This is a genomic window from Flavobacterium sp. J372, assembly GCF_024699965.1.
Lineage (GTDB): Bacteria > Bacteroidota > Bacteroidia > Flavobacteriales > Flavobacteriaceae > Flavobacterium.
Genome location: NZ_JAJOMZ010000004.1, coordinates 181,276 through 202,231, shown reverse-complemented (window position 1 = coordinate 202,231; position 20,956 = coordinate 181,276). Strand labels below are relative to the sequence as shown.

18 protein-coding genes and 1 pseudogene are annotated in these 20,956 nt (G+C 42.7%); 12 read left to right on the top strand and 7 right to left on the bottom strand.

All coding sequences use genetic code 11. The features are described from left to right. From pgmB to LRS05_RS01305, 3 genes are all read right to left on the bottom strand, one after another. Nucleotides 1-657, bottom strand: coding sequence for a beta-phosphoglucomutase (gene pgmB, locus LRS05_RS01315; protein ID WP_257866659.1), 657 nt, complete (start codon nucleotides 655-657; stop codon nucleotides 1-3). Between the two features lie 30 nt (nucleotides 658-687). Next, nucleotides 688-2,253 (bottom strand): MFS transporter, encoded by a 1,566-nt coding sequence (locus LRS05_RS01310; RefSeq protein WP_257866658.1) that lies wholly within the window; start codon nucleotides 2,251-2,253, stop codon nucleotides 688-690. 201 nt (nucleotides 2,254-2,454) lie between these two features. Then, the gene (locus tag LRS05_RS01305; protein WP_257866657.1) at nucleotides 2,455-3,480 is read right to left on the bottom strand and encodes a LacI family DNA-binding transcriptional regulator; all 1,026 of its coding nucleotides are present in this window, start codon (nucleotides 3,478-3,480) and stop codon (nucleotides 2,455-2,457) included. Between the two features lie 226 nt (nucleotides 3,481-3,706). On the opposite strand from LRS05_RS01305, the gene LRS05_RS17175 reads away from it, so the two are divergent. The 7 genes from LRS05_RS17175 (at nucleotide 3,707) to LRS05_RS01280 (ending at nucleotide 12,931) form a co-directional block, all read left to right on the top strand. Next, nucleotides 3,707-4,081, top strand: coding sequence for a carboxypeptidase-like regulatory domain-containing protein (locus tag LRS05_RS17175; protein WP_308224798.1), 375 nt, complete (start codon nucleotides 3,707-3,709; stop codon nucleotides 4,079-4,081). After that, on the top strand, nucleotides 4,078-4,971 hold the full coding sequence (locus LRS05_RS17170) for a TonB-dependent receptor plug domain-containing protein (protein WP_308224796.1): 894 nt from the start codon (nucleotides 4,078-4,080) through the stop codon (nucleotides 4,969-4,971). The genes LRS05_RS17175 and LRS05_RS17170 overlap by 4 nt, the downstream gene beginning before the upstream one ends. Then, nucleotides 4,907-6,628 carry a SusC/RagA family TonB-linked outer membrane protein gene (locus LRS05_RS17165; RefSeq protein ID WP_308224794.1) on the top strand — a complete coding sequence of 574 codons (1,722 nt, stop codon included), beginning with the start codon at nucleotides 4,907-4,909 and terminating at the stop codon, nucleotides 6,626-6,628. The genes LRS05_RS17170 and LRS05_RS17165 overlap by 65 nt, the downstream gene beginning before the upstream one ends. Nucleotides 6,629-6,639: 11 nt before the next feature. Then, nucleotides 6,640-8,247: a RagB/SusD family nutrient uptake outer membrane protein gene (locus LRS05_RS01295; protein ID WP_257866656.1), complete on the top strand. Its 1,608-nt coding sequence runs from the start codon at nucleotides 6,640-6,642 to the stop codon at nucleotides 8,245-8,247. 17 nt (nucleotides 8,248-8,264) lie between these two features. Further along, on the top strand, nucleotides 8,265-9,374 hold the full coding sequence (locus LRS05_RS01290) for a SusE domain-containing protein (RefSeq protein WP_257866655.1): 1,110 nt from the start codon (nucleotides 8,265-8,267) through the stop codon (nucleotides 9,372-9,374). A gap of 55 nt (nucleotides 9,375-9,429) precedes the next feature. Then, nucleotides 9,430-12,309: an alpha-amylase family glycosyl hydrolase gene (locus LRS05_RS01285; protein ID WP_257866654.1), complete on the top strand. Its 2,880-nt coding sequence runs from the start codon at nucleotides 9,430-9,432 to the stop codon at nucleotides 12,307-12,309. Nucleotides 12,310-12,442: 133 nt separating this feature from the next. Beyond that, nucleotides 12,443-12,931: a hypothetical protein gene (locus LRS05_RS01280; protein ID WP_257866653.1), complete on the top strand. Its 489-nt coding sequence runs from the start codon at nucleotides 12,443-12,445 to the stop codon at nucleotides 12,929-12,931. On the opposite strand, the gene LRS05_RS01275 is transcribed toward LRS05_RS01280, so the two are convergent. Then, nucleotides 12,932-13,087 carry a hypothetical protein gene (locus LRS05_RS01275; protein ID WP_257866652.1) on the bottom strand — a complete coding sequence of 52 codons (156 nt, stop codon included), beginning with the start codon at nucleotides 13,085-13,087 and terminating at the stop codon, nucleotides 12,932-12,934. It abuts the gene before it with no gap. Further along, the gene (locus LRS05_RS01270) at nucleotides 13,075-13,785 is read right to left on the bottom strand and encodes an MBL fold metallo-hydrolase (protein ID WP_257866651.1); all 711 of its coding nucleotides are present in this window, start codon (nucleotides 13,783-13,785) and stop codon (nucleotides 13,075-13,077) included. The genes LRS05_RS01275 and LRS05_RS01270 overlap by 13 nt, the downstream gene beginning before the upstream one ends. Nucleotides 13,786-13,928: 143 nt before the next feature. Between LRS05_RS01270 and LRS05_RS01265 the strand changes: the two genes are divergently transcribed. From LRS05_RS01265 to LRS05_RS01245, 5 genes and pseudogenes are all read left to right on the top strand, one after another. Then, nucleotides 13,929-15,008 (top strand): diphosphomevalonate/mevalonate 3,5-bisphosphate decarboxylase family protein, encoded by a 1,080-nt coding sequence (locus LRS05_RS01265; RefSeq protein ID WP_257866650.1) that lies wholly within the window; start codon nucleotides 13,929-13,931, stop codon nucleotides 15,006-15,008. 53 nt (nucleotides 15,009-15,061) lie between these two features. After that, nucleotides 15,062-16,001, top strand: a pseudogene (locus tag LRS05_RS01260) (mevalonate kinase). Between the two features lie 11 nt (nucleotides 16,002-16,012). Further along, on the top strand, nucleotides 16,013-16,933 hold the full coding sequence (locus tag LRS05_RS01255; RefSeq protein WP_257866649.1) for a geranylgeranylglycerol-phosphate geranylgeranyltransferase: 921 nt from the start codon (nucleotides 16,013-16,015) through the stop codon (nucleotides 16,931-16,933). A gap of 98 nt (nucleotides 16,934-17,031) precedes the next feature. Continuing rightward, nucleotides 17,032-17,955, top strand: a complete 924-nt coding sequence (locus LRS05_RS01250; RefSeq protein ID WP_257866648.1) for a pseudouridine synthase — start codon at nucleotides 17,032-17,034, stop codon at nucleotides 17,953-17,955. 112 nt (nucleotides 17,956-18,067) lie between these two features. Continuing rightward, entirely contained in the window at nucleotides 18,068-18,421 is a 354-nt protein-coding gene (locus LRS05_RS01245) for a nuclear transport factor 2 family protein (protein WP_257866647.1), read from the top strand. A 390-nt stretch (nucleotides 18,422-18,811) separates the two neighbouring features. On the opposite strand, the gene LRS05_RS01240 is transcribed toward LRS05_RS01245, so the two are convergent. Together LRS05_RS01240 and LRS05_RS01235 are read right to left on the bottom strand one after the other, a co-directional pair. Further along, nucleotides 18,812-19,576: a M3 family metallopeptidase gene (locus LRS05_RS01240; RefSeq protein ID WP_257866646.1), complete on the bottom strand. Its 765-nt coding sequence runs from the start codon at nucleotides 19,574-19,576 to the stop codon at nucleotides 18,812-18,814. Further along, nucleotides 19,497-20,927: a M3 family metallopeptidase gene (locus LRS05_RS01235; protein WP_257866645.1), complete on the bottom strand. Its 1,431-nt coding sequence runs from the start codon at nucleotides 20,925-20,927 to the stop codon at nucleotides 19,497-19,499. Before LRS05_RS01235 ends, LRS05_RS01240 begins: the two co-directional genes overlap by 80 nt. Nucleotides 20,928-20,956 lie beyond the last annotated feature (29 nt).

Below are 20,956 nucleotides of genomic sequence, written 5' to 3'. Positions count from 1 at the left end.
TTAATTCTTAACTAGCTGTTCTAAAAATTCTGTACTTATTTCTGTAAAATCATTAAAGTTATATTGCGCTTCATGCAATACCGTTTTATCGCCTATGCCGATACTTACCATATCTGCAACATTTGCAGCCTGAATTCCCGCTACCGAGTCTTCAAATACCATTGCGCCTTCACTTTGCATGCCTAATAACTGCGCTGCCCGGATGAAAACTTCAGGGTCGGGCTTGGCGTTGGTTACGTCATTACCGTCTACAATGGCATCAAAATAGTGCAGTATGCCCACTTTCTCCAGTATCGGCCTTGCATTCTTGCTGGCCGAGCCCAACGCAATTTTCTGGTTGTTATCTTTTAAATACTGCAATACCGGCACAACGCCTTCCAGTATCTCATCTTCCTTCATATTGGTGATGTAGCCCAGGTAGTCTTCGTTCTTTTCGATAAGCCACCTGTCTTTATCTTCCTGTGCTGCTTCTACGCCGCCAAGGCCTAAAATTATGTCGAGCGAGCGTACACGGCTTACGCCCTTAAGCTGCTCATTGTGTTCATGCGAAAAATTGATTCCCAACCTGCCTGCTATCTTTTGCCACGCCAAAAAATGGTACTTGGCCGTGTCAACAATAACCCCGTCGAGGTCGAAAATAAATGCTTTTTGATTCATTAATGTTTTGATTGATATGATTGATGATGTTTAATTCTTGATTGTAATTTTTGCTCTGTCATTTACCCTAAGCGCCATAAATCCTGCAAGTACCATTGATGCGCCGCCAATAAGCAGGGCATACACAGGTTGGTTATTGAAAAAAGTTGACACCAGGAAGCCGAGGATTGATGCTGCCAACAGCTGAGGTATTACCACAAAAAAGTTGAATACGCCCATGTAATAACCCATTTTTGAAGCAGGCAATGCACCGGAAAGCATAGCAAACGGGATGGAAAGGATACTTGCCCATGCCACGCCTACGCCAATCATTGAAATGTCATACATATAGAATGTAAATTCTCCTATGCTGAAAATTTCATACATGAATGCACCTGAATTACCAAGGAAATAGATTGAAGCAAGGCCAAGTCCACCGGCACAAAGAGCTAGAAAGTGGGTGAACTTACGGCTGGTGCGTTTAGCAATTACCGGCAATAAAAACGCGGCAATAGCGCCTACAAGGTTGTAATTGGCAAACATTTCATTTACTACATTAGCGCCTGTGTTGTAAGCGACAGATGTTGTGTCGGTAGTCTTGAAAATATGTTCGGTTACTGCACCTGTAGTGTAAATCCACATTGAAAACAGGGCAAACCAGGTGAAGAACTGTACCCATGCCAATTGTTTCATAACACCGGGCATAAACTGGAAGTCGTTCATGATGGTGATGAATCCATTTCTGTATTTCCCTTTTTTCTGAAATAATCCTGAAATTATAAGCGCAATACCGCCAGTACTTATAAGGCCGAGCGACAGGACATATAGGTCTTTTTTAAGCTCGTTAGAATAAATAACATACGTAAGGAGAAGCCCGGCAAGCAATGCTATTACCCCGATAAGGAAATGTTTTGAGCCGTTTGCCCTAAACCATGACTCCGGTTTTTCATCTTCTTTGTACTGTTCTTTACCATGCGCTTCAAAAGCAGCTAGCTCTTCAGGCGAATATTCCTTTGTGGTAAAGATTGTCCATAAAACAGAGATGATAAATGCAGCGCCGCCAATGTAAAAGGAATATTTAACCGAATCTGGAATAACGCCTGCAGGAGCGGTATTTGCAACCCCATAATACGTAAATATATTAGGAAGTTTGGATGCTACATACGCCCCTGCGCCAATGAAAAAGCTCTGCATGGCAAAACCTGCAGTACGCTGCCTGTCGGGCAGCACATCGCCCACAAATGCCCGGAAAGGCTCCATAGATATGTTGATGGAAGCATCAAGAATCCAAAGCATACCGGCGGCAAACCAAAGCACAGGCGAATTGGGCATTACAAATAATGCTGCAGAAGCAAGCAAAGCCCCCAGTAAAAAATATGGCTTACGGCGGCCCAGTTTTGTCCAGGTCCGGTCACTAAAATAGCCGATTATCGGCTGTACTATGAGCCCTGTAAGTGGTGCTGCCACCCATAATGCGGGGATGTCATCTATCTCTGCACCAAGGGTTTGGAATATCCTGCTGACATTTGCGTTTTGCAGGGCAAACCCCATTTGTATCCCTAAGAAACCGAAACTCATGTTCCAGATTCCCCAGAAACCTAATTTACGCTTTTCCATTATCGTAATTAAATAATTTATAATACGATAAGCGCGCTACTGCTTATCAAAAACTTATGGGTGAAGTGGAGTATAAGCCTTGATAATCAAAAGCAAATATAAAGGTTTTTTAATCTGAAAAATTTTTAACGCAAAAAAAATTCTGCACCAATGGCAGAATTTAATTTTATAAAATATTGTGGTTAAGTACTTTATATACAACTACAACGTTGACGTAGATTCTCTTTCTACCAGATGCGTTTCTATAACTTCAGTACGGTAGTGCTCGTCTTCCTCATCTTCAAGCTCAAGTCTTTCAATGAGCATTTTTGCGGCTTTCCCGCCCATTTTTATACCGTTCTGGCTCACGGTAGTAATACTTGGCGAAGAGTATTGTGAAATTATACCATCTGTAAATCCTATCACATTCAGGTCTTCAGGAACTTTTATTCCCATTTTTGCTGCAAGCTTTATGCAGGTAACGGCAAATAGCTCGTTGACAGCAAATATGGCATCAGGCCTTTGCTCCTGCAGCAGGGTTTCAATCTTTGAAGCGCAATTTTCAATATCTTCAATCTTCACAATCAGGTTCTCATCAACTTCAATATCCCTGTCGTGCAGGGCATTTATGTAGCCTTCGGTACGTAGTTTGCCAACGCTCACATAATCAACAGTAGTAGCCAGGGCTATTTTCTTAAATCCTGCATTAATCAGGAAATCTACTGCTTCATAAGCCGCGAGCTGGTCGTCTATAATTACTTTGTCACAAAGCACGTCATTGGTAACACGGTCAAACATTACCACGGGCATGCCCTGGTTTATTACCTCCTGTATGTGGTGAAAGTCTTTTTTTTGCTGTGTTTCTTTAGATAGAGACATGATGAAACCGTCTGTACTGCCGGTTGCAAGCATCTCCATGTTTATCACTTCTTTGTCAAAAGATTCATCTGAAAGGCACACGATTACGTTATAGCCGTTTTCATTGGCTACCTGCTCAATCCCGCTGATTACCGTGGCAAAAAAGTGGTGCACAATTTCAGGAATAATGATGCCTATAGTCTTGGTTTTCTTGTTTTTAAGGCTCAGCGCAATATTGTTAGGCCGGTAATTGTACAGTTTTGCAAATGCCTGAACTTTTTGGCGGGTATCTTCACTTATTTCGGGGCTGTTGCGCAGGGATTTGGAGACAGTAGAAATTGATACATCAAGTTCCTTTGCAATTTGTTTAAGGGTGACCTTTCTCTTCATTAAAAAAATGTTAACTAAAATTTCGAAAATAAATTTAAACTTAATTTTTATTAATAGCAATTATCTTACTGAAATTCTGCGAAATGGCGAAAGTTTTCAACACGAAAACGTTTGCGGTTGCCTGCAAATCCGAAAACGTTTTTTTGGTAAATTAATTTACATAATTTTAACATTCGAAGTGGATTATAAGCTAACCAAAAAAGCAAAATTAACCTAAACAACTTGTATGAAAACACTCTACTCAAAGTTTTTACTGTTGTTGCTTATGCTGCCCTTAACTGCTCTGGCACAGAGCACAGTAACGGGTACTGTTCGTGACAACGCATCGGGAGAGCCTTTGCCCGGCGTAAATGTAATTGTAGAAGGCACCACAAACGGCACGGTTACCGATATGGATGGTAATTACACATTATCAGGCGTATCAAACGGCAGCCGTATTGTATTTTCTTTTGTAGGCTTTACCTCAAACACTGTTGAATATACAGGGCAAAGCTCACTAAATGTTTCTTTAACCGAAGATGCCACTCAGCTTGAAGAAGTGGTGGTTATCGGTTACGGAACTGTGCGTAAAAAGATGCTACAGGGTCACTTACCAGTGTGACCGCTGAAGACTTTAACCGTGGTGCTGTAGTAACAGCAGAAAACCTTTTAAACGGTCGTGTAGCAGGTGTTACAATCAATACCAGCGGTGCGCCGGGTTCAGGCTCAGCAATAAGGATTCGCGGCGGTGCTTCTTTAAACGCTTCAAATGACCCGCTGATTGTTATTAATGGCTTGCCTATTACTAACAACAATGCCGGTGGTGCTACATCAATATTAGCATCAATAAACCCTAATGATATTGAATCTTTTACAGTTTTGAAAGATGCTTCTGCAACAGCAATCTATGGTTCAAGGGCATCAAATGGTGTGATTATAATTACTACTAAGAAGGGAGGAAAAGACCTAGCTGTTGATTATAATTTCCAATATGGCCGTGGCAGGCTGGCAAAGAAAATTGATGTTTTCAGTGCTGACGAATTCCGTGCGCTGATTGCTGAAAGAGAGCCGTTGCAGGTAGGCCTTTTAGGAAATGCCAATACTGACTGGCAGGATGAAATTTATCAAAAAACAGATCTTGTAGATAATAACATTTCTGTTCGCGGGTCTTTGTTTAAAACCATTCCTACCCGTTTATCCGTAGGTAATACATACCAGGAAGGATTAAGGCTTACAAACAGCTTTAACAGGACTACAACATCATTGGCTATGAACCCAAGTATATTCAATGACCATCTTAAGATAAACATTAATGCAAACTATTCACATGAAAAGAACAGGTTTGCTGATGGTGTAGAAGGTGCGGCGATACGCTTTGACCCTACACAGCCGGTATATGATGAAACTAAAGATTTTGGCGGATTCTTTCAATATACTAATGCTGCGGGTGACATACTTACTGCTAACCAGGCACGTAACCCTGTGGCAGCCTTATTGCAAAGAAAAAAATAAATCACGTGTAAACAGGATTTACGGTAATGTTGATTTTGACTACAGATTACATTTTCTTCCTGAAATGAGGGCATTTGTAAGTCTTGGCTTTGACCAGAGTAAAGGTGAAGGGTTTAACTACCTGCCACCAAGAAGTGGTTCGGGCTTTGAGAACGGGGGTGTACCTTTCGGAACAGATTCAGAATACACAAGCTACCGTAAAAACGCTAATTTAGATGCTTACCTAAATTATAAGAAAGATATAGGAAGGCTCAATGTAGATGCAACTGCAGGTTATAATTACCAGAAATTTGATGCTGAAGACTTCAATACCGGTGACAGGGTAAACCCTAACTCTATAGCTGATGTAAATACAGCACCAGATATTGTACTTGTAGGCTTCTTTGGAAGAGGTATCCTTACTTGGGCTGATAAATACCTTTTAACACTAACCTATAGGCATGAGGCCTCTTCAAGGTTTAGTGAAGATAACCGCTGGGGCAGTTTCCCATCAGCAGCTTTGGCCTGGAGGATAAGCGAAGAGTCTTTCCTAAAAGGTTCAAACACGCTAAGCGACCTTAAGCTAAGAGCAAGCTGGGGTGTTACAGGCCAGCAGGACATATCTGCAGCATATAGCTATCTTCAGCGTTACATTTTATCACAACCAACATCACAATATTCATTTGACGGAACCCCATCCCAAACTGCAATTGCACAGTTTATTAATACCGAAATTAAATGGGAAGAGACTATGCAATATAACGTTGGTATTGACTATGGCCTCTTTAACAACAGGATTACCGGTAGCATAGATGCATTTTATAAAGAGTCTAGCGACTTGTTAACTTTTGGCCCGGTAGCAGACGGATCTAACTTTGGTAACCAGGGCTTCCAGAATGTTGGTAAATTCACTACAAAAGGTATTGAATTTTCTGTTGATGCATCAGTTGTAAATATCGACAGAGTTAAATGGAACGTGAATTTCAATGCATCGCACTACCAAAGAGAAATTACTAAATTGATAAATAATAGTGAAATTCCTACAGGGGGTATTGCAGGTGGTACAGGTACAACTATTCAATTGCTAAAAGAAGGATTTAACCCGTCTTCTTTCTATGTTTACAAGCAATTATATGACGCAAACAACAATCCTATTGAAGGGGCATATGCTGATTTAAATGGCGACGGTACAATTAATGACCGTGACAGGTATATCTATAAAAATGCTGACCCTAAAGTAACGCTGGGTTTTGCATCAAACTTTAATGCCTACAATTTTGATTTATACTTTAACCTGCGTGCAAGTATTGGCGGAAGGCTTTATAATAACGTAAACTCAAACCTTGCGCAGTGGGACAGGCTTATAGACCAGTCTGCTCTTGGTAACGTTCCTAGATCTGTACAAGATTCAAATTTCGACACAGTGGGTGACAGGGTACTTCTTTCAGACTATTATATTGAGAATGCATCTTTCCTGAGGATGGATAACGTAACGCTTGGTTATACATTCAACAAATGGATGAATGATGACACATCACTTAGGATTTATGCCGGTATGCAAAATGTATTCCTTATTACTAAGTATAGCGGTATAGACCCGGAAATATTTGGCGGTATAGATAATACTATTTATCCGAGGCCGAGAACTTTCCTTGTTGGTGCAAATGTTAAATTTTAAAAAAATTGATAATGAAAAGATATATAAACATTTTTTATTTGATGAGCATGCTTGCTGTTTTCAGCGCATGTACAGATGATTTAAATGTAACGCCTGAAGATGATGATGAATTGCTTGCAGAGCAATTTTATTCGCAACCGGGTGCTTACAAACAGGCTATGGCCGGCGTATATGGCAACCTTGCCCTGACTGGTTCTGGTGATGCAGGTTCAAGTAATATTGCAGGTCTGGATCCCGGCACAAGCCAGTATGGCCGCTGCCTTTGGTATTTGCAATGCCTTTCAACTGAAGAAGCAATTTGGAGTTATGAGGCTGACCCCGGTGTGCGTGAAATACAAAGAGGTATATGGACAAGTGCGAATCCTGTTTTACAAGGCATGTTTAGCCGTGCTATGTTTCAGGTAACACTTGTGAATGAATTTTTACGTCAGTCGGCTCCCGATAAAGTTGCCTCCAGAGGCGTGTCCGGCACAGATCTTACAGAGATGCCTTTTTACAGGGCAGAAGCTCGCCTTTTAAGAGCGCTTGCTTACTATCACCTTATGGATCTTTATGGCAAAGCTCCTTTCGTAACAGAAAATGACCCGGTGGGTGTTACTTTCAAAGGGCCGGAATATAGCCGTGTACAGCTTTTTGACTGGCTTGAAACAGAACTTGAAGCAATTATACCAGAACTGAAACCTGCCAAAGGTAATATACCTGGCCGTGCTGACAGGGCTATGGCGCAAATGATTCTTGCTAAGATGTACCTGAATTCACAAGTATATACAGGAACTCCACGTTATGATGATTGTGCTGATATGTGCCAGACTATTATTGGCTCAGGTTATACACTTGCATCAAACTACCGTAACCTGTTTAATGCAGATAATGACACTAATGAAGCAGGCCAAAAAGAAATAATTTTTGCATTGCAGGCTGATGGTAACGTTACACAGGCTTATGGGCCTACAACAGTAATAATTAATGGTTCTGTAGGTTCAATAGAGCAAAATGGTGCTTCACTTGGTGTAGGCGCTACAGGATGGGGCGGCGCTATAAGGGTTCGCGGCCAGTTTTCGCAAAAGTTCAATGGTTCTGCCTTTGCTTCAGATAGCAGAAATACACTTTTTACAGCCGACAGGACATTAAATGTGACAAGCATAGAAGATAAGGCTACAGGTTATGCTGCGGCAAAATATTCTAATATTACTTCTACAGGTACACCTGGCCCGAACCAGACATTTGTAAATACCGATTTCCCTCTTTTCCGTCTGGGGGATGTATACCTTATGTATGCTGAATGTGCTTTAAGAGGCAGTGGCGACACTAACCTTGCGCTTGATTATGTAAATGCGTTGAGGGTTCGTGCAAATAACGGTAGCACTGCAGGAAATATTACTGCATCTCAGCTGTCACTTCCGTTCATACTTGATGAAAGGGCAAGAGAACTTTATTGGGAATCCCACCGCCGCCAGGATCTAATCCGCTTCGGAAGGTTTACAGGAGGAACATATAACTGGGACTGGAAAGGAAATGCGATTGGAGGTGCATCAATACCATCACATTTCAATGTGTATCCGCTACCATTAAATAGTTTGAATGCCAACAGAAATTTATCACAAAATCCTAATTACTAATATAATATTATTGAAATATGAAAACGAAAATTAAGATAGCCCTTACGGCACTTTTATTTGCAGGACTTTCGTCATGTACAGATGATGATAACTTCATGATTACACAACAGACAGGAGATTTTGAAATTCTTACACCTGATAATGGCACATCTGTAGTTTTAACTCCGGGCCTCTCTACAAACCCTGCGCTTACTTTTACGTGGACTGCGGCAGAATATACAACACCTACCGAGGTTACTTATGAAGTGCAGTACATAAAAGATGGTGCAGAGTGGGATACTTTTGCAACAACAGGCGCAACAACAACCAGAAGCAAAACTGTAACTGTAGAACAGCTTAATGGTGCAGCAATTGCATCAGGGCTGGCACCAGATGTTCCGGGAGTGCTTAATGTACGTGTAAAGGCATCTGTAGGGACTGAAGGTACTGACCCAATGTACTCTGATGTTATAAATATTACTGTTACACCATACGTAACATATCCTTACAGAGACCTTTTCCTTGTAGGAAGCGCTACCGCTGCCGGATGGGATAATAATGCGACTACAAACCATTATGCAATGTACAGAGACGGTTCAAACGAAAATCTCTACACTTATACCGGAAAATTCAACGCGGGTGAGTTTAAACTAATTGAAAAAAGCGGAAACTGGCAGCCACAGTGGGGCGTAAACGGAAGTACTTTGGCAGTAAATCCTGGTAACGGGTCTGATCCTGGTGCTTTTGTTATTGCTACAGCTGGCTACTATACAGTAACTGTAGATACTGAAAACATGACACAAAGCGTAGTGCCTTTTAATGAAGCAGGCTCACAAACATTCTCGTCAATTGCTGTTATTGGCAGTGCTACGCCAAACGGCTGGAATGATCCTGATACGGACCTTACACAATCTTCTTTTGATCCGCACATATGGTATGGTACTGTATTCTTTACAGCGGGTGGTGAGCTTAAATTTAGGGCAAATAATTCATGGGATCTTCCTGGTAACTGGGGTGGTACTACATCTTTCTCTGGCGCAGCAGTATCAAACGGAGGCAATATACCAATTGGCATAGCAGTTAGCGGTGAGTATAAAGTTTGGTTTAACGACCTTGCCGGTACTTACATTTATATACCAGTTCAATAATTATAAAAATAAGTATAAAGGGCTGCTTTGTCAGCCCTTTTTTATCTTTATTACTATGAAAAAATTTACTTTTTTATTTCTCCTGGCAAGTATTTTTGCTTTTGCGCAGCAGCAGACTGTGACATATTCAGTTGCACCCGCTGCATTTGAAGAAACCCAGTCCATTACAATTACAGTTTTTGGCAGTAGCATTAATGAATCTACATGGGGTGTAACCGGCAATGCATTATATATGTGGGCTTGGTCTCTTGACCAGAACTATGCCAACACGCAGGATGCTCCCTCAAATGGTTCATGGACTTCATCAAACGAATCTGCTAAATTTACATATAATGCAGGCAGCGACACCTACACAAAAGTCATTACACCTACAACATATTTCAACAGGACAAATATTGGCCGTATAGGGTTCCTTATTAAAGCAAAAAATGGTGATGGCAATAAAAAATCACAGGACATCCTTATAAATGTTGGCCTTTTCCAGGTGAATCTTACGGCGCCTGCACAAAACAGCAATACAATATTGGCTTCAGGCGGTAGTTTGCAGATTACGGCAACAAATACCGGCGGGCCGGCTACATACAACCTGATTTCTAATGGCGTAACAATAAATACGGCGACTAATGTTTCAAGTTATTCATATAACCACACAAACATTACAAATACCCAAAACTATACACTAAAGGTTACCCAGGGAACATCTGAAATCATAAGGAAGTTTACTGCAATAGTAAACCCAGGTAATGTTACACAGGCAATACCTGCAGGCTTGGTTGATGGTATAAACTACAGCGCCGATAATAATAAGGCAACGCTTGTGCTTACCGCTCCGGGTAAAGATTACGTTTTTGTTGCGGGCAGCTTCAACAGTTGGGAGCCAACATCACAATATGCCATGAAAAAAGACGGGGCTACAGGTAAATTCTGGCTTGAGCTTACAGGGCTTACACCCCAGACAAACTATACCTACCAATACTGGGTAGTTGATGAAACACCTGTGGCTAACTCACCAAAACTGGTAAAAACGGCTGATCCTTTCTCCACACTAGTACTCTCTCCGTTTGATGATCCTTATATCCCTGCAACTACATATCCTAACCTCCCACCATATCCGGCTGGGCAGGAGCGTGAAGTAACTGTGCTTCAAACAGGGCAAACGCCTTATAACTGGCAGGTTACAAACTTTGTAAAGCCTAAAAAGGAAGACCTCATAATTTATGAAGCTCTGGTAAGGGACTTTGACAGCGACAGGAATTATCAGGACCTAATAGACAAGATAGACTATTTTAAAAACCTTGGGATAAATGCATTACAGCTTATGCCTGTAATGGAATTTGAAGGCAACGAGAGCTGGGGATATAACACATCTTTCCACCTGGCTAATGATAAGTTTTACGGCCCGGCAAGCAAGCTGAAGGAGCTTATTGACCTTTGCCACCAAAACGGCATTGCTGTGATACTTGACGTAGCGCTTAACCATGCTTTTGGCCGCAACCCTATGAACAGGATGTGGATGCTTGACCCTGATAATGACGGTTGGGGAGACCCAAGTTCAGAGAATCCTTATTTTAACCAGAATGCAAGGCATAGTTATAACGTAGGCAGTGATTTTAACCACAGCAGCGCACTTACCAAAGAATATAGCAAAAGGGTTATAAAACATTGGATAGAAGAATACCGCATAGACGGCTTCCGTTGGGACCTTACCAAAGGCTTTACCCAAAACTGTCCTTTCACGGGTAACCAAAGCGCACAAGATGCCTGTACCGAGAATTACCAGGCAGACAGGGTGGCGATACTGAAAGAATATGCTGACTATAGCTGGAGCCTTGATGCTAACCATTATGTAATATTTGAGCACCTCGGCAACGGAGGCAGCGGTAATGAAGAAACTGAGTGGGCAAACTATCGCTTTAACGAAGGTAAAGGCATAATGTTTTGGGGTAACCTTAATAATGCCTATAACCAGCTTACTATGGGCTATGCTACAAATACCGATATTAACCGTGTAGGCCACGTAAGCCGTGGTTTCTCAGGCAAAAGGCTTATAGGTTATGCTGAAAGCCATGATGAAGAGCGCCTAATGTATAAAAACCTGCAGTTTGGTGTGGCAACAAACCCCGCGCATAATGTTACTAACCTTAATGTGGCGTTATCAAGAATGCCTGCACTTGGCGCGGTATTCATTCCGGTACCGGGCCCTAAGATGTTGTGGCATTTTGGCGAGCTTGGCTGGGAAAAATCAATATTTACCTGCAACAACGGTACTGTTAACACCCCTACCGATGCCACTGCAGGAGATTGTAAGCTTGATACAAAACCCCAGCCGCAATGGGCCGAAAACTGGCTTGTACTCCCTCAGCGTAAAAAGATTTATGATGATTGGGCGCGCATGATAAGGCTTAAAAAGGAAAAGCTTGCTTTCCAGGGAGATTATGCCATAAACGGTAATACTTTGCTGCCACGCATATATGTTTATAACAACAGTTTGCCGTCGTCAGAATTAAAGAATGTAGTTATCCTTGCCAACTTTAATGTTACGGCTCAGAATATTGTGCCTGACTTTCCTTACACGGGAGCATGGTATAACCTGATGGATGACTCGCCATACCCAGTTACCAGCACCAATGCACCGATAAACCTGCAGCCTGGCGAATACAGGATATATGGAAACATGCCGGCAGCGCTTGGCACAGCAAATTTTGACGCTGAAACAGCAGCACTGTACCCTAACCCTGCTACCGATGTTTTTGCAATAAGTATTGCAACAAAAGCAGTAGAGGTATATTCTGTAACGGGTCAGGTTGTTAAGTCATTTAAAGGAGGCGAAGCACTTACAGTCTTCAATGTTAATGATCTTACTCCGGGTATTTACCTTGTGAAGATTACAGACAGCAACAACCGCCAAAGCTCTAAAAAACTGATAAAAAAATAGTTTGATTTAGTTATAGTTAGGTTATGAAGGCCCCGTGATAACGGGGCCTTTTTTCATTTGGGTGTTATAGTATTCTTAAACAGGGTGTATAAAAAGCTGTAAGGAATTACCTTTATATTTTAAATCAAAAAATATGAAAAGAGCTTTTCTATTCCTTTTGATGACTATTATGCTTTCAGCCTGCGGAAGCAAAAAGAAAGCTGCAGCAGCACCCGCAGCAGATGAGCCGGCAAAGCCTGAAGTGCAGTACCGTGATGATTTCAGGGCCACAACAGATGCAAAGAAAAACAAACTGCTGAGAACACTAAAAGCTACAGGTAAGAATTATTCAGTGCTAATATTTACAAAAGGTTATAAAGGCGAACAGCTAACGGTAACATCTGATGGTAAAACGCTGTACCGCGGCAACCAGATAAGTAATCTTAAAACAGGTATTGCAGACCAGGTACGGATTATTAATACAGCCGATACCAAAATATTTGACAACCTTACAAAAGCCGAAGTAGTATTGCCCACTGCAGAAACCCAAAAGCATAAATTTATATACCTGATGAAAGATAATGACGGTAAGGGCAGCCCGTTTGTAATTACCTACAGCAATACATTACGGCCGCTGGATTAATTACTTATCATCAACATATCTGCCGTATTTAGGTTTGGCAAGCTCATCAAAATTACCTGCCAGCCTGTGCAGGCCTTTAGCTAATTCATCACCATCCATATGTGTACCGTGGCCTGTAATTGCAACTTTAGGGTTTAGAGCGTTTAGCTTCCGCACAGACTCTTTAGCTTCTGCCCAATCTGTTGTAAGATATGGCGGCGGGCCGTGTACTTCTTTTTCTGTACCAGAACTTTATAGAATGAATCCTGCTCCACTGTTACAAATGCATCGCCGGCTATCAGCAGCCCGTCAGTTTCACGGTATAGCGATATATGCCCCGGTGAGTGTCCGGGAGTATGCAGCCATTTCCAGCCCGGCATTTCAGGAACCATTCCGTCATCCGGCAGCCTTTGTATCACAGCTGAAATATCTATCGGCTCATTTGGGTATATAGACGATATTTTAGCAAGCATTCCACCTTCAACAGTGGGGTCGGGTTCGGGATAAGCCAATTCACCCGTAAGGAATGGAAATTCTTCAACATGAGCATAAACCGGGATATTGCCCCATGCTTTCAATAGCTTTATAATTGCCCCAACATGGTCGAAATGCCCGTGCGTAAGTACTATTGCCTTGGGCGGTGTTGTCCTGCTGAAGCGTTTTGCCGCAGCCTCAAGAATATTATTGCCTGAGCCCGGCATACCGGCATCAACAAGAACCCAATTATCTGTACCCGGAGCGCCGTAAAAAATTACATTTACAATCTGGTCGGTAAAATAAAAAATATCATTAGCCACTTCACGGCCTTTGCCTGCCGATACTGATGTCATCGGGATTATGTGACTGTCTTTGCTTTGGTGCATATCTTCTGTCATAATTATATTGTTTAGGATACTAAAGTTATATATGATTTACACCACATTGTTTACATAATTTTTATTCCCGGTTATATAATATGCTTGTGATTGATGTACTGCCGGATTTTAAATCACTTATCTTTGCCCTCAAATCTTTACTAATGAACGAAAAGGATTTTATTCCGTTACCATACACAAAAACACTTGAAAATGGCTGCTTCACCTGGAGCGCACCCAGCAACATTGCCCTTGTAAAATACTGGGGTAAAACCGGCATCCAGATTCCGGCAAATCCGTCAATAAGTTTTACGCTCGATGCATGTAAAACCATTACAACGCTGGCATTTGAAAAGAAAGAAAACAGCGGTAAATATTCATTCGATTTTCTGTTTGAAGGGCAGCCGAAAGAAAGCTTTCATCCGAAGATTGAAAAATTCTTTGATGTAATACAGCAATACGTACCGTTCATTAAAAACTATCATTTTACTATTGACAGCCGCAATACATTTCCGCACAGTTCCGGCATCGCATCGTCAGCTTCGGGTATGGCAGCTTTGGCTATGTGTCTTATGAGCCTTGAGCGTGAGCTTAATCCTGAAATGACCCATGTACATTTTTACCGAAAAGCATCATTCCTTGCCAGGCTGGGGTCGGGCAGCGCCTGCCGCAGTGTGAAGGGGGAGATGGTAGTATGGGGAGAGCATGATGAAATTACAGGAAGTTCTGATTTGTTTGGGGTAGAGTTTGATGGTGAGGTAGCACACATATTTAAAAATTATCAGGATACGATATTGCTGGTTGACAAAGGTGAAAAACAGGTGAGCAGCACAGTTGGCCACGGCCTTATGAATGGCCACCCGTTTGCGCAGCAGCGTTTTACGCAGGCACATGCCAATCTTTCAAAATTAAAAAAAGCATTAGCTGAAGGAGATATAAATGCTTTCATTGAAGTAGTGGAAAGCGAGGCACTAACGCTGCATGCCATGATGATGACCTCGTTACCGTATTTCATCCTGATGAAACCGAATACGCTCGAGATTATAAATAAGATATGGCAATACAGGCAGAAAACCGGCGTGCCGGTATGCTTTACACTCGACGCCGGGGCAAATGTGCATGTGCTTTATCCACAGCAATATGCTTCGGAAGTTTTGGAATTTATTAAGGCTGAACTACTTGTGTATTGCCAAAACAACCAGTACATTTGTGACCAAATTGGCAAGGGCGCTGAAAATTTGTAATACTATTAATACTAAAGTAGCGTTTTTTACGTATCTTTAATAAAAATTACCTGATGAAAGGACCGTTATTTTACTCTAAAATACTACTGTTCGGGGAGCATGGTATAAACAAAGGCTCTAAAGGCCTCTCTATACCTTATAATTTTTACAATGGTGGGCTTAAGGTTGACAATACCGAAACCGAAGCTGCCAAAAAATCAAACGCCAGCCTTCGAGGGTTTGTAAAGCATCTGGAGCAGCTTAAGGCAGAGCAGCCGGAATTGGTAACATTTGACCTTGATACGCTAAAGCTTAATGTGGAAGCAGGCATGTATTTTGACAGCAGCATTCCGCAGGGGGTATGGCATAGGCAGCAGCGGCGCACTTGTTGCTGCAATTTATGACCAGTATGCCAACAATAAGATAACCGTTCTTGAAAACCTTACTCGTGAAAAATTGCTTCAGCTAAAGACTATCTTTAGTAAGATGGAGTCGTATTTTCATGGTACAAGCTCTGGGCTTGACCCGCTTAACAGTTATCTGAGCATCCCGATCCTTATCAACTCTCACGACAATATCGAGGCTACAGGCATACCGATGCAGAATCTTGAAGGCAAGGGCGCAATATTCCTGCTTGATTCGGGTATTGTAAAGGAGACGGCGCCAATGGTACAGATTTTTATGGAAAGCCTCAAAGATAAAGGTTTCCGTACCATGATTAAAAACCAGTTCCTGAAATATACAGATGCCTGCATTAATGACTTTCTTCATGGGGATGCAAAGTCACTTTTCTCGAACACCAAGAAGCTTTCAAAAGTAGTTTTCAATAACTTCAAGCCAATGATTCCGGAGCAATTCCATGAACTATGGCAAAAGGGCATTGAAAGCAATGACTACTACCTGAAACTTTGCGGCTCAGGCGGCGGCGGTTACATCCTTGGCTTTGCCCCGGATATTGACAGGGCCAAAAAAGCGCTTGACGGGCACAAGGTAGAGGTGGTTTACCAGTTTTAATACCGCATTTTATGTCATCCAGGAAGGCCAGGCTTACATGGTTAAAAATCCTCAGCCTGTTTTCGGTGGTGCGAGGCTATAATATCCCGATTATAATTTTAGCGCAGTACCTTTCGGCTATTTTTATCCTGAATCCTAAAGCACGTGCGCTTGATGTTATCCTCGACCTTAACCTGTTTTTAATTGTATTAGCATCATCGCTATCTATCGCTTCAGGATATATAATCAATAATTTTTACGATGCAAAGAAAGACCTGATTAACCGCCCAAACAAGTCTATGCTCGACCGTTTGGTAAGTCAGGAAACGAAACTACACGTTTACTTCGCACTAAACATACTTGCGGTGCTTTTGGCGTTCATCGTGTCCTGGAGGGCTGCTGTGTTCTTCTCGGCTTATATTTTTTTGATATGGTTTTACTCACACAAGCTAAAGAAGTACCCTGTAATAGGTAACCTTACTGCGGCATTGCTTGCGGTACTGCCCTTTTTCGGTATTCTAATGTATTTCAAAAATTTTTACGAGGTAATATTTGCGCACGCTACATTCCTATACCTGCTTATCCTCACCCGGGAACTCATCAAAGACCTTGAAACCATTACGGGAGACCTTGCCAATAACTACCGTACTATCCCGGTTATGTTTGGCGAGCGGATGAGCAAGCGCATCATCACACTACTTACGTTTACTACCTTACTACCTGTGATACTTCTTATCAGCGTGTATGATGTAGGTTATATGGATATCTACTTTTACGCAGGTATGATGGTTATCATCTATTTCCTGATAAAGCTATGGCAGGCGGAAACACAGCTGCAATACACTCATCTGCACAACATACTAAAGCTCCTCATTGTAACCGGGGTGTTCTGTATTGTGCTTATAGATCCGCAGGTTTTGGTTAATGGAAGGAATTTGCTTGCGCAGATTTAGGTTCGATTATTTCGATTTTTCGACAACAAGACTTTCAAACTTTATAACTTTCAACATTCCAACTTAAATCGACTATCTTTGTACGAAATATTCACGCTATGAACAAGGGTAACAGCAAAGGGCCGTCTAAAAGCACCGGAGCAAAGAAAACTACAGCTGCGAAGAAAAGTGCACCTGCAAAGAAGGCAACCGATAAAAGAAGTGCTGCATCTGCAAAACCGGGAGTGTCTGCAAAGAAATCAGGCTACCCGAGGCCAAAACCTGTTGCCGACAAACCTGCGCCTGCTAAAAAACCTGCTGTAAAAGCCAATCCTGACGAGATGCGCCTGAACAAGTACATCGCCAACAGTGGCATGTGCTCACGCCGTGATGCGGATATATACATACAGAGCGGGAACGTGAAAGTGAATGGCAAAGTCGTGACGGAAATGGGCTACAAAGTGCAGCTGAATGACAAAGTTGACTTTGATGGCCGCGTAATCACTCCTGAAAAGAAAGAATACATATTGCTTAACAAGCCTAAAAACTTCACAACATCAGGTGATGATGAAGGAGATTTGCGTAACGTTGCCGAGTTGGTGCGTGGCGCTACAAAAGCAAAACTGCAGCCGATAGGGCGTATGGATAAAAATACAACCGGATTGTTGATTTTCACCAACGATACCGACATGATACGTAAATTCGCCCAGCCCAACCAAAAGTCGCCAAAGATATACCAGGTGTCGCTTGACCGTAACCTGAAGTTTGAAGACCTCGAGAAGATGAGCCAGGGTGTTACGCTTGACGGGCACAGGCTTTATATTGACGAGATAAGCTACATTGACGGCGAACCGAAAACAGAAATAGGCCTGAAGCTGCGCACTCCGAATGTAAAAGTGGTACGTGCCATATTTGAAAGCTTTAAATATGATGTGCTTAAGGTTGACCGTGTATCATTCGCAGGCCTCACCAAAAAGAACCTGCCGCGTGGCAACTACCGCTTTTTGACGGAACAGGAAATCATTAATCTGAAGAACATTTAAGGAAAGTGCCTGAGTACCTAAGTTCCTTAGAACCTGAGGTCTCTACACCACACCTCTGCTTATTAACTATTAGCCTTAGATACTCACTATCTCAGGCACTAAGGATCTTTTTATGGACAACGAACAAATAGCCATGCGTTGGTTTGATGCTTTTAATGCACAGGCGCTTGAAAGGCTTCTGGATTTATATGCTGATGATGCGGAACATTTCAGCCCCAAGTTGAAAATACACCGGCCGGAAACCGAAGGCCTTGTAAAAGGTAAAGACGCCCTGCGCAGCTGGTGGCAGGATGCGTTTGACCGCTTGCCGACATTACACTATAAAGTGAAAACCCTCACGGCAAACAACTACCGAGTTTTTATGGAATACACCCGCACCGTTGACGGTGAACCCGACATGCAGGTTGCCGAAGTACTGGAGATTAAAGATGAAAAGATAGTTTTTAGCAGGGTATATCACGGTTAGAGTACCTGAGATCCTGAGGGGCTTAGGTACTGAGGTTAGCTTCACTCGTGCTAATTCCGCAAAGATTCGCAAAGCAGCTCAAAGGTTCATAAAGAATGTTTAGTGAATAAAGTTGTTTACCCTTCGGGGTTAAGGGGGCTTATTCCCCTCTTTCAGAGGGGTGCCCGAAGGGCGGGGTGTCCTAAACACAAACTACCGCACGAAGACTGGCATCATTTGCCCCTGACTTTAGTCAAGGGTTGACGGTTGAATCAGGTATTGGCTTTAGCCAAATTTTTCCAATGAAGTATTCGGCTAAAGCCAATTCACTCTCTTTGAGCCCCTAACTAAAGTCAGGGGCAAATGATGGAAGCTCAGCTCAGTAGCTTAGTTGCTCAGTCTCTAAGGCACTTACTCCAACCCCCTTTTCTTCAACAACGCATCAATCTTAGGCTCGGCTCCGCGAAAGTTTTTATATAACACCATTGGATCGGCTGTGCCACCGCGCTCCAGTATGTTGGTGCGGAACGATTTTGCCGTAGCAGTGTCAAATAACGATTTATCTTTAAATGCCTGGAAAGCATCGGTATCCAACACGCCCGACCATATATAGCTGTAATAGCCTGCAGAGTAACCACCAGCAAATATGTGCGTAAAGTAGGTGCTGCGGTAACGTGGAATAATAGCATTTGTAAGGCCAAGCTTCTCCATGGCAGCTTCCTCAAAGGCTATCGGGTCCTGCTTTAGCGGTTCAGTCTGCGTATGGTAAGCCATGTCAAGATATGACGCTGCAAGGTATTCTACCGTGGCAAATCCCTGGTCGAAAGTCCTGGCAGCCTGCATCTTTTTGATCAATTCATCCGGGATAACGGCACCGGTTTTATAATGCTTCGCATACATTTTCAGCACTTCCGGCTCCGCAGCCCAGTTTTCCATTATCTGCGATGGCAGTTCCACAAAGTCGGTAAATACGCTGGTGCCTGCCAGGCTTTCATATTCCACGTTGCTCAAAAGTCCGTGCAATGCATGGCCAAACTCGTGGAAGAATGTGGTTACTTCATCAAAAGTAAGCAGGGCAGGGGCATTGCCCACCGGCTTAGAGAAGTTGCATACGATTGAGATAACCGGCGCTACACGCTTGCCATCTTTCATCTGCTGCTTGCGGTATGATGTCATCCAGGCACCCCCCCTTTTTGCTTTCACGCGGGTGCATATCCATATACAGCAGGCCTATATGTTTGCCGTCTTTTTCCGTCACTTCCCAAACAGTCACGTCTTCATGGTATTTCGGCACATCTTTCAGCTGGCGGTATTGTAGCCCATAAAGGTTTTCAGTCACTTTAAAAATTCCGTTACGCACATTTTCCAAACTGAAATAAGGCTTAAGCTCTTCTTCATCCAGCGCATAACGCTGCCTGCGTATTTTCTCAGTATAATAGCGCCAGTCATATGGCTGCACATCGCCTTTAATGCCATCAGCAGCCATCAGCTTTTTAATGTCGGCCTCTTCAGCCTTTGCTTTGGCTAAAGCCGGTTTCCAAAGCTGGTCAAGCAGGGCATAGGCCTTCTCGGGAGTTTGTGCCATACGCTCTTCCAAAACAAAAGCAGCATGGTTTTTATATCCCAGCAGCCTTGCTTTCTCATTACGTAGGTTCGCCATTTGTACTGCACCTGCCTTATTGTCGGTTGCGCCGCCGTTGTTGCCGCGCTTTTGGTAGGCAGTCCATATTTGTCTGCGTAGCTCACGGTTATCAGCATATTGCAGGAAAGGCATTACGCTGGCGTTGTGCAACGTGAAGACCCACTTACCCGGCTTGCCTTTTGCTTTCGCCTCATCTGCAGCAGCGCTTATAAGGTCTGCAGGCAATCCCGCCAAATCCTCTTTTTTATCAATTACAAGCTGGTAGGCATTGTTTTCTGCCAAAACATTTTCGCCATACTTTAGGGATAGTACAGACAGTTCTTTATTTATCTCGCGGAGGCGTTCTTTACCCTTGGCATCGAGGTTGGCCCCGCTGCGGAGGAATGCCTTGTACTTGCGTTCCAGCATACGGGCCTGTTCGCCATTAAGGTTATATTTCTTCTGCTCGTCCCATACCTTTTTCACACGGGCGTACAGCTTTTCATTCAGGAAAATATTATCCAGGTGCTTGCTTTGTTCAGGCGCTACTTCTTTCGCTATACGCTGCAGGTCATCATTAGTATTAGCGCCATTGAGGTTACTAAAAACAGTATTCACCCGGTTCAGGAGTGTGCCTGCATTTTCCATGGCTACAATTGTGTTTTCAAAGGTAGGTGCAGCTTTACTTTCTGCGATGGCTTTTATTTCACCATCATGTATACGGATTGCCTCTAAGATTGCAGGCTTGAAATGTTCATTTTTTATCAGGTGGAATGGCGGGACTTCATAGGGTGTTGAATAAGAAGTGAGCAACGGGTTATTGCCTGTTGCAACGGCTTTGTTTTCCTGGCTGAAAGACATAAGAGGTGTAGCTATGAGGGTTATGGTTAAAAACGCTTTTTTCATAGTGATTTTAATTGATGAAACGTAAAAAT

Excerpts from the sequence above, each read along its gene's own strand:
- LRS05_RS01280 (WP_257866653.1), top strand. The coding sequence starts at position 12,443 with ATGAAAAGAGCTTTTCTATTCCTTTTGATGACTATTATGCTTTCAGCC.
- LRS05_RS01255 (WP_257866649.1), top strand. The coding sequence starts at position 16,013 with ATGTCATCCAGGAAGGCCAGGCTTACATGGTTAAAAATCCTCAGCCTG.
- LRS05_RS01310 (WP_257866658.1), bottom strand. The coding sequence starts at position 2,253 with ATGGAAAAGCGTAAATTAGGTTTCTGGGGAATCTGGAACATGAGTTTC.
- LRS05_RS01295 (WP_257866656.1), top strand. The coding sequence starts at position 6,640 with ATGAAAAGATATATAAACATTTTTTATTTGATGAGCATGCTTGCTGTT.
- LRS05_RS01285 (WP_257866654.1), top strand. The coding sequence starts at position 9,430 with ATGAAAAAATTTACTTTTTTATTTCTCCTGGCAAGTATTTTTGCTTTT.
- LRS05_RS01305 (WP_257866657.1), bottom strand. The coding sequence starts at position 3,480 with ATGAAGAGAAAGGTCACCCTTAAACAAATTGCAAAGGAACTTGATGTA.
- LRS05_RS01240 (WP_257866646.1), bottom strand. The coding sequence starts at position 19,576 with ATGACATCATACCGCAAGCAGCAGATGAAAGATGGCAAGCGTGTAGCG.
- pgmB (WP_257866659.1), bottom strand. The coding sequence starts at position 657 with ATGAATCAAAAAGCATTTATTTTCGACCTCGACGGGGTTATTGTTGAC.
- LRS05_RS01250 (WP_257866648.1), top strand. The coding sequence starts at position 17,032 with ATGAACAAGGGTAACAGCAAAGGGCCGTCTAAAAGCACCGGAGCAAAG.
- LRS05_RS01245 (WP_257866647.1), top strand. The coding sequence starts at position 18,068 with ATGGACAACGAACAAATAGCCATGCGTTGGTTTGATGCTTTTAATGCA.
- LRS05_RS01270 (WP_257866651.1), bottom strand. The coding sequence starts at position 13,785 with ATGACAGAAGATATGCACCAAAGCAAAGACAGTCACATAATCCCGATG.
- LRS05_RS01290 (WP_257866655.1), top strand. The coding sequence starts at position 8,265 with ATGAAAACGAAAATTAAGATAGCCCTTACGGCACTTTTATTTGCAGGA.
- LRS05_RS01235 (WP_257866645.1), bottom strand. The coding sequence starts at position 20,927 with ATGAAAAAAGCGTTTTTAACCATAACCCTCATAGCTACACCTCTTATG.
- LRS05_RS17175 (WP_308224798.1), top strand. The coding sequence starts at position 3,707 with ATGAAAACACTCTACTCAAAGTTTTTACTGTTGTTGCTTATGCTGCCC.
- LRS05_RS01265 (WP_257866650.1), top strand. The coding sequence starts at position 13,929 with ATGAACGAAAAGGATTTTATTCCGTTACCATACACAAAAACACTTGAA.